We start from the raw sequence: 13,789 nt of genomic DNA, 5'->3' as shown, positions 1-13,789 counted from the left end.
ATGGTGTAACAAAAAAGAGATAAGAGTTCCGGATAAGGAATGAAGATTAGGAGAACCTCATACGATGACCAACACGAACAAACAGCATGCCGTTCGACTAGCGCTGCTGCTCGGTTTATTTTCGACACTCGGCCCTTTTACCATCGATATGTATTTACCGGCCTTTCCTCAGATTGTGGAACAATTCGGTACGACAGCTTCCCTCGTCCAGCTCAGCTTGACCGCCTGCTTACTCGGACTGGGAGTCGGCCAAGTGGTCATGGGTTCGCTCAGCGATGTCTACGGAAGACGCAAGCCGCTGCTCATTTCCATGGCGCTATATGTTGCTGCATCCATAGCTTGTGCGATCGCGCCAAGTATATGGCTGCTGATCTTTGCTCGGCTCGTGCAGGGATTTGTTGCGTCGGCGGGTATTGTTATTTCCCGTGCAATCGCACGCGATATGTTTAGCGGTCACGAGCTTACCAAATTTTTCTCGCTGCTCTTGCTAGTCGGAAATTTGGGCCCACTTGTGGCGCCAGTGACGGGAAGCGGTGTTCTAGCGCTCACGAGCTGGATCGGCGTCTTTGTTGCTTTAGCACTGCTGGGAACCTTCCTCCTTGCTATGACAAAATGGAGGCTCAAAGAAACGCTGCCTGTGGAGCGTCGCAGTCCTAGCAATTTTGCTCAGCAATTGCGGAATTATGGATCGCTTTTGCGCGATCGCTCCTTTACGGGCTATATGCTCGCGCAGGGGGTCATGATCGCAGGGGTGTTCGCGTACGTTTCGGGTACACCTTTTATTTATCAAAATATTTACGGGGTTTCACCTACGGTATTTGCATTGTTGTTCGGCTCGAACGGCATCACCTTGATCATTGGCTCGCAGTTGGTCGGTCGAATGGCTCACCGTGTATCGGAGCAGACCTTCCTGCTGTTCGGTTTATTCCTTGCTGGCGCAGCCAGCATCGCCGTCTTACTGGTGGCTATATTCCACGGGCCGCTGTACGCACTCGTGATTCCGCTCGTTTTCTTTGTAGCGGCCATCGGTATTACGTCCACGGCAGCTTTCCCTCTTGCGATGGAGAGCCAGGGGCATATGGCGGGAAGTGCGGCTGCGCTGATGGGTGTCATTCCCTTTTTGCTCGGTGCGGTTGTTTCTCCATTAGTCGGCATTGCCGGTGAAGACACGGCTGTTCCGCTCGGTGCCATCATTTTAACCACTAGCGCCGCGGCGATGCTGTCTTACTTCCTTTTAGTGAAAAAAGGGTCAAAAGAGGCGGCTTGAGGAAAAGAAAGTGAGAGTTTTTTAAAAAACTGTCTCAAATTAATAAATGATAATATACATTAGTTATAGTCTTGCCCAACCACAGAATCTGATGGTTGGGCTTTTTTGCATATAATTAGCTCCTTTGTTTTAGCCTCCGTTGTCTCTCAGGAAAGCGGCACGTAGGAAGGAGTTAGTCGGAAAAACCGACTTACTCGGGCAGGAAAGCACCCCGCAGGAGGGAGTTAGTCGGAAAAACCGACTAATTCAGGCAGGTAAGCGGCCTGCTGCTTCTCAAACGTTTGAGAGTGACTCACATTTCTATAATATTTACTTTTGAGATAACCTACTCTCGTTATTTAAGTATGATGACGTAAATTATTCACGGAACAATCCGACAGGCAGCTTTCCTTCCCAAGAAGAAGGTACATCAAGTCCGAGCGCATGCGCAACGACAGTTGCAGTATCAGCAATGGCCACGTTAGCAAGTGTGGTTCCGGACTCAACTCCTGGACCTGCACAGCCCCAGAAGATTGTTTTGTCTAGTGGATGATCACTCCCGTGCCCGAATGCATCTTCACCGCCTCCACCATGGTCTGTAACTACGATAATCAAACTATCTTCCATAAGTCCGGCTTCTGCTAGCGCATCCAGGATAACTCCTGTATGACGATCAGCTTCTTCGATGATGAGGTGCTGCTCCGGTGTATTGTAGCCATGCTTATGGCCTGCGGCATCGGGTAGATCCAATTGGACGTAAAGCAGCTTGAAGTCAGGATTGTCTTTGATATATGCAGCAATTGCTAGTACAAGTTGATCATCCCGCATGGAAACCTTATGGACACCGATGGCTGCCTCGATGATGCCAGAATTAATGGGTTCCCAAGCACTATAAGCAGCTAATTTGGCATTAGGAAAGGCTTCCCTAGCAACTCGGAAAATGGAAGGATATAAGGAATCACTTGGAAATTCCTCAGCTCCAGCTTTAGCATTATGAAGTCCATGTTTGGATGGATCAACCCCGTGGAGCAGCGTCCCCCAACACTCTGCACTGATTGTTGGCGATGCTGTTTGCGCATCAAGTGTATGAGCTCCCGCCTTGAACAAATGGTCTAAATTCGGTGTATGAGCGTCACGGATAAATGTCCCAGCTCCATCCCAGCCAATGATAATTACACGATTACATCTGTTCATAAGTCTTCCTGCCTCTCTAAGCAAAATAGGTATTTGTGAATTTATCATAATGCATTTCAAAACTGAAGACAATCACAAAACAACACAATACAAATAAAAACAAATGAATTTCACATGAATCAACACACATACCGGGTTCTTGTCTTTTCATTTTCCAAATGCTGCATCCTGACTAACGGTTGTTAGCGCTTTATTTGTTTTGTATACTAGGCAATACTAGAATAAATAACAACAAAGCGAGGCTGAATCATGACAGGATGGAAGAAATTTGGATTACCACCGAAACCGCATTCGTTAAAATATCGGCTCATCATAATTCTGTTTATTAGCTCGCTTGCGCCATTAATTCTGATTGGAAGCATTTCTTATTTCTCTATGTATGCCATTTTGCAAAATAAGGCGGAGGGCGGTGCCCAGAGTAATTTGCATCAAGTCAGGATTATGTTGGAAGATACCATAGGCCAGTTGAACCATACTTCGCAGCAGCTCGCCTTTGACGGTCGAGTGGGCAAAAGCCTTGAAACCTATTTGTCAGCTGATATCTATGAGAAGAAAAGATTGAACGACGAGATCAGAAGTGAGTTAGGATTGATTCATTTTACGAACCCTACGCTGGGATTGATGTTTTACTATTTTGAGAATGACAATCAGGCATTATTTGAGAATTTTAGTGTGAATGACAATTATGATCTGAAGAATCTTCCTGTTCTCATTAAATTCGATAAACTTACGTATATGGGACCACATCTTTCTTTAAATCCAATTGATGGCAATCAAGTGCTATCGATTCTGCGTAAAGTGGAGCTGCCGGATCGTGATGATGTGTATGTCTATATTGAAACGAATTTTAAATTGGCTGAAAGCATCCTCAAAGACAATGATCAATTCGGCGGCAACTTGGTGCATCTGATCCTCGATAATTACGGCAAAATTGTCTATAGCGAGAATTCGGCTGATTTCCCAGTGGGGATGGTGTATGCCGCAGACGATTCGAATAAGGACATTACTGGTAAATATCGTATGTTCGAGGAAGCGAGTAACCAAACATGGAAAGTCATGTCTGCAGTTCCCAATTCGGTCTATAACCTCGAAGTATATAGATGGATGAAACAGTTTGTGTTTTTTGCCATTTTAACGTTAATCGCGAGTTTCTTTATTGCCTGGCTGATTTGGCGAACGGTGTATCGGCCGCTTAACCTGCTCAGTACGGATATTCGTAATGTAAAAAGTAATAATGAGGTCTTTCCTAGAAGGCAATCGCAGATTTCGGAGTTTTCTATGATCTACAGAGAGTTCGCCGAAATGAGAAGTCGCATTTTTGAACTTATTAGTGAGGTTGAGCAGAAGGAACAGAGTAAAGCCTTTCTTGAGGTAGAGAAATTAATGACCCAAATCAATCCTCATTTTATACATAATACGCTGGATACGATTCGATGGCTGGCTCGTGCCAATGGACAGAAGGATATTGATCGGTTGGTATCTACGTTAAATAAAGTGCTCTATTATAATCTCGGTAAAGGTGGACCTGCACGAATTAAAGATGAGATTGAGGCTCTGAAAAATTATGTCGAGTTGCAAGGGATCCGCTACAATTTTCATTTTGATGTGAAGATCCATGCGGATTCTGAAGCACTTGAATTGGCAGTTCCTCGGTTTATTCTTCAGCCGCTAGTAGAGAATGCGTTATATCATGGCTTGGGTGACAATGGTGTGATTGAAGTGAGCGTAATTGAAGATGGCCTATCACATGTCATTATTGAAGTGAAGGATAATGGCGACGGCATGACAGAGGAAGATATCACTCAATTGATGAGCGAAAATACATTAGAGAAAAAGAAGGTAGGCATGGGCATTGGGCTGCAATATGTGTATCGCATGGTAAAATTTCAATTTGGCCCAGCAGCAAGTTTTCGTATTGAAAGCACAATCGGTGCAGGGACGACGATCGTTCTTCGTCTTCCGATAGGAGGAGTGGTCTGATGATAAAAGTTATGGTTGTTGACGATGATCACTTGGTACGAAAAGGTTTCATTACAATGATGCCTTGGCGTGAGCATAATTTAGAAGTCGTAGGCGAAGCTGGGAATGGTAAAAAAGCATTGGAGTTTCTTGAGAACAATCAAGTTGACTTGCTCATCACCGATTTAGCGATGCCTGTGATGTCAGGCATTGATTTAATGAGGTCTGTAAAGGAGAAGTACAAGGATATCAGCATGGTCGTTTTGACGTTTCATCAGGATTTCGAACTTATCCAGGAAGCACTTCGTTTGGGGGCGTTGGATTACATTACGAAGGTCGAGCTTGAACATGAGCACATGGATGAGGTTCTAAGACGAATTGTGAAGAAGATGGAAGAGCAAAATGTGCGATCTAGGGATACACAAGTTCAGCATCTTCATTTGACGACGCTTGCGGATGAAGACGAGGGACCTTACTCACCAGAAGTGAATGCATGTGTATGGAAAGCCGTCGATATTATTCAATCGGAGTTCCAACATGACCTTTTATTGCCGGATATTGCGAAAAGGGTGAATATGAGCCGCAGCTATTTCAGCCGTTGTTTTCGGGATGTTGCTGGGAAAACGTTCAACGATTTTATCCGTGAAGTACGGGTGAATCACGCGAAAGCCATGCTTACACAGACCAACAAATCCATTGGGTGGATCGCCACACAGGCTGGGTATCCCAATGAAAAATATTTTAGCAAGGTGTTTCGGGAGTTAACAGGGATGCTGCCTGGAGAGTTCCGCAAGAGCCAGTCATAACTAGGAGGATTGGTCACAAATCGTCTCCTAAAAAGTGCACTTTCGTCTACTAGACGTTCAAAGTTGCCGAATACGAGACGATTTGCTCCTAAACATAAGACAGAAATGGACCCGGATGCCTTTCATTTTCTTTAAGATGTAAGTGTAGGGTAATTAAAGAGGAGGGGCATTATGAAGAATAAAAAAGCTCTAATTTCCATGATGGCAATCGCTGTTCTGATGACAGCATGTTCTACCAACAACGCAGGGACTAGTAAGGATGGCGGACAATCGACGGCGGATTCCAACGTGAAAGTGGATCCTTTTAAGATGCCAAGTCCGATTGAAGTTACTACGTTTAAGAGTTTAAGCCCTGGGGCTAAGCTGCCGGCTGGTGATACGGTAGAGAGCAACCAGTACATGAAATATATTTCACAAAAAACGAATATTAACTTTAAAATTCTCTGGTATGCCGCTCCTCAGGACCATGAGCAAAAAATGAAACTGGCGATCGCGAGCAACGACTTACCTGACGTTATGCTGGTGAATGAGCAAATCTTCCTAGCATTAGCTGAGGCGGGCCAAATTGAGGATATGACCAAAGTATATGAGAAATATGCGTCACCGTTGGCAAAAGAATTGTATGGTTCAACGAATAATAAAGCGCTTGAGAAAGCGACCTATAAGGGTAAATTAATGGGTATTCCGAATATTAGCGTACAAGCGGATGCTGCAAGTATGGTGTGGGTACGCAAGGATTGGATGGATAAATTGGGGCTGCAACCGCCGAAATCGGTTGACGATGTAACCGCGATTGCCAAAGCTTTCGTTGAGAAAGATCCAGACGGAAATGGTAAAGCGGATACAATGGGAATTGCTGGGTTTGAGAAATCGCTAGCTGTTAATGGGAAAGCGCAACGTGGAGATTTCAAAGGTATATTCCAAGCGTTTGGCGCGTATCCATCCGGTGGCGTTGAGGGTGTTTCCAACTGGATTAAAGATAGCTCAGGCAAGGTTGTCTATGCTTCGATCACACCAGAAACGAAACAAGCACTTAGTAAGCTGCGTGATATGTATGCTGCTGGCGCGATTGATAAGGAATTTGCGCTGCGTAAAGATCCGAACGAGAATATCGTATCTGGTAAGTCAGGTGTTTTCTTCGGGCCATGGTGGTCCGGCGGTTTGGCAGCTGACACGATGAAGCTCAATCCAAAGGCTGATTTCGTACCCTATTTGATCCCTGATGCGAAAGGCACAGTGAATACAATGATGGTGCCTGTGAGTACACAGTTTATCGTTGTGAAGAAAGGCATGAAAAACCCTGAAGCCGCAATGGTCTACGCGAACACGTTTATCAATGCGCAGCGTAAAGTAGACCCAGATGCTTTGAAACTTGATTTCTCAGTAAGTGCAGAACACTGGCCAATTGGGAATGCGACCTTCGATTTTGCAGATGCGGTTGAACGAAAGTCGGATATGTTGAAAAAGGCTATGGGTGGGCAAACCAAGCCAGAAGAGCTGAGTCCAGAAATGAAAGAAATGTTTGATAAAGCAACGCGCGATAAAGCGAATCCTAAAGCGGATTTGAAAGACTGGTCTGGCTATTATGGCTACACAGCTCCAGCAGATTTGTTGAAACAAAACATGAATAAAGTGTATAGCGAATTTACAGCTAACACCAAAACGATGGAAAGAAAGTGGGCTAATCTGCAAAAGCTGGAGAAAGAAACGTTCTTCGGTATTGTAATGGGTGAGAAGCCGCTGGAAGCCTTTGATAAGTTCGTAACCGATTGGAAAGCACAAGGCGGCGACGAAATTACGAAAGAAGTAACAGATGAACTGAGTAAATCCAAAAAATAAACGTGTAATGACCAAGAGCGCACCGCCTAACCGATTGGTGGTGCGCTTTTTGTACAATCATGATTGGAACAGAGGTGTATCGCTGATGAATATTAGATCTTTTTACAAGCACTACCATTTGATGCTCTTGCCGGGAATTGTGCTGCTCATTATTTTCCAACTTATTCCAATGTTTGGAATCGCCATTGCGTTTCAAAACTTTAAGATCGGATTGGGCATCTGGGACTCCCCTTGGATTGGGCTCGAAAATTTCACGTACATGTTTGAGCTGGAAGACAGCAAAACAATCTTCTTTAATACCGTATTTATTGCGGTCTGTAAAATTATTGCTCACTTAATCGTTCCACTCACATTTGCGATATTGCTTAATGAAATTCGATTTCATATTTTCAAGAGATGGGTACAGACGGTTGTCTATCTTCCTCATTTTATTTCTTGGGTCATCTTAGCAGGTGTCGTGATGGATATGTTGTCTTTGGACGGCATCATCAACAGTGCGTTGAAAATGTTTGGTTTCGAACCGATCATGTTTTTGGCAAAAAACAGCTGGTTTCCTACCATTGTGGTTAGCTCTGATATTTGGAAGGAATTTGGATTCGCTGCCATCATTTATTTAGCTGCTCTAGCTGGCATCAATCCTTCGCTTTACGAAGCGGCTGAAATGGATGGCGCTAATCGATTGAAACAGTTATGGTATGTCACTTTGCCAAGTTTGATTCCTACCGTCGTATTGTTGGCTACGTTAAGCATTGGTAATATTCTGAACGCAGGATTTGATCAAATTTTCAACTTGTATAATCCACTTGTTTACAAATCAGGCGATATTATTGATACGTACGTATATCGGGTTGGACTCGTGCAGGCGCAATATGGCTTAGCTACTGCCGTCGGCCTATTGAAATCGATGATCGGATTCATTCTCATTATCATCTCTTACAAGATAGCTTACAAATACGCTAATTACAGAATTTTCTAAAGAAGCAGGTGAATACTTATGGTACGAAATAAAACAATATCCGCTCAGGTAGCCGAAGCCATTCTCATCTTAGTTATGCTTCTCATCTCGTTCATGTCGCTTGCGCCTGTTGTACACGTATTCTCTGTCTCGTTTAGCGATAACGCAGCAGCGGCAGGCGGCCTCGTTAAGTTTTGGCCTGTTGGCTTTACTTTGGAATCTTATCGTAAAATTTTGGAAGAGCCGCACTTTTTCAATGCCTTTCTGGTCTCTGTCAAACGGGTGTTGCTCGGCGGTGGCATTAATTTCATATTGACTGTCATGATGGCCTACCCTTTATCAAGAAGCAACAAGGAATTCCCGCATCGGACTGTGTATATGTGGTTTATGTTATTCACGATGCTATTTACAGGTGGCATTATCCCATTATATTTAACAATTAAGTCCTTAGGGATGTTCAATACAATCTGGGCGCTTGTGCTGCCAGGTGCAGTCCCCGTGTTTAACGTTATTTTGTTAATGAACTTCTTTAGAAACTTGCCGAAGGAGCTCAGCGAAGCGGGTTACATGGATGGAGCAGGCCCATGGTATATGATGATTCGAGTCTATCTGCCGCTTTCATTGCCCGCTATGGCAACTGTTACGTTATTCAGTATTGTTGGTCATTGGAATGCTTTCTTTGACGGAATGATCTTTATGCGCAGCGCGGAATATTATCCGCTGCAAACGTATATTCAGCAGCTAGTTGTTAGTCAGAACGCGATGTTGGAGCTTGATTCCTCCAAATTGGAATTATTAATGAAGGTTTCAGATAAAACACTCAATGCGGCCAAGATCGTCGTATCTATGGTGCCGATTCTGATTATTTATCCATTCCTGCAAAAGTACTTTATCCATGGAATCATGCTAGGATCTGTCAAAGAATAACTACAAAAGAGGTGCAATGAGATGACATGGAAGGTCATGACTTTCAACTTACGATATAACGAGCCGAAGGATGGGGACAATGCGTGGCCTTATCGCGTTAAGCGTGTTTCTCAAACCATCCAAGAACACGATCCCCTTCTTTTCGGCACACAAGAAGGCTATTATGACATGCTGAAGGAGCTTCATGAAGAGCTGCCGGCCTACAATTGGATTGGCACAGGTCGGTTTGGGGAGCATGAGGATGAGCATAATGCTATTTTCTATAAAAATGATCAAGTTGAAGTTCTGGAAGAGGGACATTTCTGGCTATCCGATACACCAGAAGTTGTCGCAACGAAATGCTGGGACAGCATGTTCCCAAGAATGTGTACTTGGATTCGATTCAAAGACAAGAACAGCAATAAAGCATTTGTTGTCTACAATACGCATCTGGATCACCGCAGCCAAGAAGCAAGAGAAAACGGTGTGAAGGTGATTTGGGATTACATCGCCACGCATCAGTCTATCCAACCATTGCCGGTTATTCTGATGGGAGACATGAATAGTCATCCGAGCAATCCTACTATCCGTTATTTAAGCGGGGAGTCTAGGGAAGAAGGACCAAAAGGTTGGTTGAAAGACGCTTATTCACTTCTAGAAGGACCTATAGGTCGAACTGCGCATGATTTCAATGGTGGTGCAGATGAAGAACCCATTGACTATATATTCGTATCACCTGAAGTAGAACTGTTGGAAACGATCGTCGATAGAAGGCAAATTGAGGGGGGCTACCCTTCTGATCATTACCCTATTATTGCATCTTTGCGCCTATCCTAATGCGGCGCCAATCAAGGAGATAAGCGATGAAACCTGAAGATAGAAACCGTTCAGTTATGACAATTACGCGCCAAATTGCTCATTCAGAGCAAAGCGCTTATATCGAAGTACCTTTTGAAATGCCTGAGCACGTTGAGGAGTTACTGGTATCGTATACGATTGAATCGCACGGTGCGCAGAGAGCAGTCATCGACCTGGGTCTGAGGGATGCAGGGAGAGTGAGAGGGTGGAGTGGAGGCGCGCGCAAACAGTTTCAAGTTGGTCTAGAAAAGGCTACGCCTGGCTATTTGTCAGGCGACTTAACGCCAGGCAACTGGGCGGTATTGCATAACGCCTACAAGGTACCGAGCGAAGGTTGTTCGGTTCACGTTACCATCGAATTTCTGTTTAAAACGCCTCGATGGCTTAAGGGTGATCTGCACACACACAGCGTGAATAGTGATGGTACGTTTACACTTGAGGAAAACGCAGCAATTATGGAGGAACTCGGCTGCGATTTCATCGCCATGACCGATCACAATACGGTTAGCCAGAACCTGACTTATCCACGAAATACGAATGTGCTTATGATACCTGGCATGGAGTTTACTACGAACTTCGGACATAGCAATTTTCTAGGTGTCCCTGATCCCATCCTTGATTTCCGAGTGAAAGGGCAGGAAGATGTCGAGGTTAAGATGGCCGAAGCTCGCGCAAATGGCGCCAAAATCGTCATCAATCATCCTCACTGTGAATTTTGTCCGTGGGAATGGGATTTCAATGTCGATCATGATTGGGTAGAAGTGTGGAATGGGCCATTTGCAGATCGGAATGCGAGAGCACTGCAATGGTGGCATGATCAACTCGTCTTGGGTAGAAGACTGGTTGCCGTTGGAGGCAGTGATACACATCGCCCGGATCCCTATGTGAAGCATGCCATGCCATGTACATGGGTATACGCTTCTGAGAAATCGGTGGATGGCATTTTGAGTGCGATCGACTTGGGTCATGTTTGCATTTCATATGCGCCTGAAGGACCTTACTTACAGCTGAATTGCGGTGCCTATATGGTTGGAGACATTGTTCCAGCTGGGGATTCAAACGGCGTAGTTTCTTTCCAAGCCGAGGATCTGAAAATCGGGGATACGGTGAAATTAATTAGTAATCGGGGCTTGGAGAAGGAAGTTGAAGTATCGGCAGACGGCGTTCTTGCAATTCAAATCGACGCGCAGGGCACAACATTTGTACGTGCGGAAGTTTGGCGGCATTTCCAAGAGGTCGACATGACGTTAATGGCTGCGTTAACGAACCCTATTTATTTTGATAAATAAGGAATACAGAGACAATTAGACAGATCATGTCGGGTAAAGGAGTTCAGACGATGGCGCAAAAGCTTGAGAAAATTTACGTTGTGTTTAAAACTCATTTCGATATCGGTTTTACGGGCTGGGTGTCTGATGTTGTACAGCGATATCGGACAGAAATGTTAAAAGATGTGATTGATATTTGTGAAAAGACGGCTCCGAATGCGGAGCACGAAAAATATGTGTGGACGATGTCGGCCTGGCCGCTCGAGCAATCGTTGGATGGAAGTAGGGCGGAGGACCGTGAGAAGGCGCTCGCGTTTTTGGAGAACCGTCAATTGATCTGGCACATGCTACCTTATACGACACATACGGAGTTTTGCGGGTTGGAGGAATGGATTCGCGGGATGTATGTGTCTCGCAATTTGTCAGAGCAATATGGCTATAAACCTAGGGATGCCAAAATGACAGATGTTCCTGGCCACACATGGTCCGTACCATCCTTACTAGCTAAGGCTGGTGTGAAAATTTTGCATCTGGGCTGTAACCCGGCATCCACACCGCCAGATGTGCCTCCCGTCTTTTTCTGGGAAGGACCAGATGGCGAACGGTTGTTAACGTTTTATTCGAAGGGTTCCTATGGAACAGGAATTCTTCCCCCAGAGGAATGGGAACATCCTGTCTGGCTAGCGATGATTCAAACGAGCGATAATCATGGTCCACACGACCCTTCTTATATTCAAGAAATGAAGCAATCGATCGCAGAGAGCGGTCTTAATGCCGAACTACACATCGGCAGTTTGACAGACTTTGCAGAAGATTTCCTCGCGCGAAATCCCGATCTGCCTGTGATTCGTGGCGATATGGCGGATTCTTGGATTCACGGTGTCGGCACGGCGCCACGTGAAGTTTCTCGTGTGAGGGAGCTGCGAAGCAAGATTACAGCTGCAGAAAGCGCGCTGGCAGTAGCGAAGCTGAGTGGGGACGCAACATTCGATGCTACCCTTGCGAAGAAGCAAATTGATTTGAGCTATGAATACGCCCTTCACTTCGGTGAACATACGTGGGGGATGGACTGCAAAACGTTCCTGTTCCCAAGACGATATGAGAAAAAAGAGTTTCTGCAGGATAAGGAAAGCGATCGCTACAAACAGATGGAGCATTCCTGGCAGGAGCAACGCGACTATTTGAACACGGCGGAAGCAGCCCTTGAAACAGCGATTCAGCTTGTTAGCGAAAAAGGAAAACCAGCTGCCTATCGAGTCTATAATGATCTCGGTTGGAAACGGGATGCACGTGTGTTATTGCCGAAGGATCAGCTGCCAGAGGCTCACGAAACGCTGATCGATTGTGAATCAGGAGAGCCTGTGAAGCTGCATACGGATGACAAAGGTACGTGGGCTGACGTGACAGGGCTGCCAGCTCTTGGCTATAAGACATTAGCCATTACAGCAAGTTCCAAAGAAGTGGCTGCAGCTTCAGTTGCGACTACGCAGTCCGAGGAGTCAGCTGTCGATAGCCCATTGCGCGGTTATATGACAGAAGAGGAAGCGATTATCGAAAATCCGTATCTGCTCGTTAAGATTTCCAGAAAAACAGGATGGATTCAAAGTATCTGGGATAAACGTTTGCAGAAGGAATTCGTCGATAAGGAAGCGGAATTCGGTTTCGCTCAATATGCGTATGATGTATACGCCAGCAGTGAGATTACGGCTTTTATCAAGAAATATGCTTACCGTTTCTACGACTGGGGAATCCATGATTTCGGGAAAACCGGGTACCCGGAGCAACAAAAAAGGGTGTCCTTTACGACAGCAGCGCCTGAGTTGAACCTTGTCCAAGAAGACAATTCCATGCGAATTGAATGTCTAACGTTTGGGGATCGTGAATCTCTTAACGAATATGGGAATGCTGGCAAGATCAGTTGGTCGGTCAGCTTGCATGCAGATTCCCCTTATCTGGATATCGAGCTGCAATTGAAGGATAAGGAAGAGACACCAAAGGCCGAATCAGGCAGCTTCGTCTTCCCTCTCCAATTGAATCAAGCCCAGTATCGGATTAATAAGATGGGAACCGTCATCGATCCGATTCGTGATCTTGTGCCATCTTCGAGCACGCTGCTTAACTGCTGCGAATACTTTGTCGATGTGACGGATGGCAAGGGTGAAGTCGGAATGAGTATCGTTCCGCTGGACTCACCACTATTCTATATTGGAAAGAATGGCATGTGGGATTTTGAACATCAATATAAACCCGAGAAGCCGGAGCTTCACTTCAATTTGTTTAACAATATGTGGGGAACGAATTTCCCGCAGTGGACCGGAGGAGATTTACGCTATCGTTACCGGCTCATCCCTCACGCTGGCAGCTGGTCTGATGCCGAAGTTTGGAAACAAGCGGAAGAGACGTTAAGCTCAGCTGTCGCAGTCACCGTTGCTGAAAGCAACGTGTCGGCAGAGCCGCAGGTGATGGATGTACTGCCAGAAGGTTTGGTGGGTGCTGCGGTAACTTGCTTCAAACCTGCTGAGAATGGAGATGGATGTGTGCTGAGATTACGTGACTGGACGGGGACCACGAGAGAGCTTGTCATCACTCTTCCAGCATCGATCTCTCATGTGTTCCAGACCGATTTGTTGGAATATACGCAGTGTGAGCTTTCATTTACAGAAGCAGGCAACGAAAGAGGAGTTAAGCAAGTCATCCTACCTTCCAAGCCTTTTGAGGTGCATACGCTTCGCATTTGTTAGGACGTTTAGGAGGTTAT

General features: G+C 45.4%; 10 protein-coding genes. 9 read left to right on the top strand and 1 reads right to left on the bottom strand.

Annotated features, from left to right (window positions below; genetic code table 11):
- The first annotated feature begins 64 nt into the window (after nucleotides 1–64).
- Entirely contained in the window at nucleotides 65–1,267 is a 1,203-nt protein-coding gene (locus AC58QG_RS10285; protein ID WP_497361953.1) for a multidrug effflux MFS transporter, read from the top strand.
- Between the two features lie 357 nt (nucleotides 1,268–1,624).
- On the opposite strand, the gene AC58QG_RS10280 is transcribed toward AC58QG_RS10285, so the two are convergent.
- A complete protein-coding gene (locus AC58QG_RS10280) occupies nucleotides 1,625–2,440 on the bottom strand; it encodes an alkaline phosphatase family protein (RefSeq protein WP_497361952.1) in 816 nt (271 codons plus the stop codon).
- Between the two features lie 249 nt (nucleotides 2,441–2,689).
- Here AC58QG_RS10280 and AC58QG_RS10275 point away from each other — a divergent pair, with 249 nt between their 5' ends.
- The 8 genes from AC58QG_RS10275 (at nucleotide 2,690) to AC58QG_RS10240 (ending at nucleotide 13,772) form a co-directional block, all read left to right on the top strand.
- Nucleotides 2,690–4,420 (top strand): sensor histidine kinase, encoded by a 1,731-nt coding sequence (locus AC58QG_RS10275; RefSeq protein WP_497361951.1) that lies wholly within the window; start codon nucleotides 2,690–2,692, stop codon nucleotides 4,418–4,420.
- Nucleotides 4,420–5,205 (top strand): response regulator transcription factor, encoded by a 786-nt coding sequence (locus AC58QG_RS10270; protein ID WP_497361950.1) that lies wholly within the window; start codon nucleotides 4,420–4,422, stop codon nucleotides 5,203–5,205. Before AC58QG_RS10275 ends, AC58QG_RS10270 begins: the two co-directional genes overlap by 1 nt.
- 171 nt (nucleotides 5,206–5,376) lie before the next feature.
- The gene (locus AC58QG_RS10265) at nucleotides 5,377–7,044 is read left to right on the top strand and encodes a type 2 periplasmic-binding domain-containing protein (protein WP_497361949.1); all 1,668 of its coding nucleotides are present in this window, start codon (nucleotides 5,377–5,379) and stop codon (nucleotides 7,042–7,044) included.
- Nucleotides 7,045–7,129: 85 nt separating this feature from the next.
- Nucleotides 7,130–8,020, top strand: a complete 891-nt coding sequence (locus tag AC58QG_RS10260; RefSeq protein ID WP_497361948.1) for an ABC transporter permease — start codon at nucleotides 7,130–7,132, stop codon at nucleotides 8,018–8,020.
- 18 nt (nucleotides 8,021–8,038) lie between these two features.
- Entirely contained in the window at nucleotides 8,039–8,926 is an 888-nt protein-coding gene (locus AC58QG_RS10255; RefSeq protein WP_497361947.1) for a carbohydrate ABC transporter permease, read from the top strand.
- Nucleotides 8,927–8,947: 21 nt separating this feature from the next.
- Nucleotides 8,948–9,742, top strand: a complete 795-nt coding sequence (locus AC58QG_RS10250) for an endonuclease/exonuclease/phosphatase family protein (RefSeq protein WP_497361946.1) — start codon at nucleotides 8,948–8,950, stop codon at nucleotides 9,740–9,742.
- 26 nt (nucleotides 9,743–9,768) lie between these two features.
- Nucleotides 9,769–11,052, top strand: a complete 1,284-nt coding sequence (locus tag AC58QG_RS10245) for a CehA/McbA family metallohydrolase (RefSeq protein ID WP_497361945.1) — start codon at nucleotides 9,769–9,771, stop codon at nucleotides 11,050–11,052.
- Nucleotides 11,053–11,078: 26 nt separating this feature from the next.
- Entirely contained in the window at nucleotides 11,079–13,772 is a 2,694-nt protein-coding gene (locus tag AC58QG_RS10240; RefSeq protein ID WP_497361944.1) for a DUF5054 domain-containing protein, read from the top strand.
- Nucleotides 13,773–13,789: the final 17 nt, after the last annotated feature.

The organism is Paenibacillus sp. J22P169 (assembly GCF_059691995.1).
This window is presented reverse-complemented; position numbering and strand designations above follow the sequence as displayed.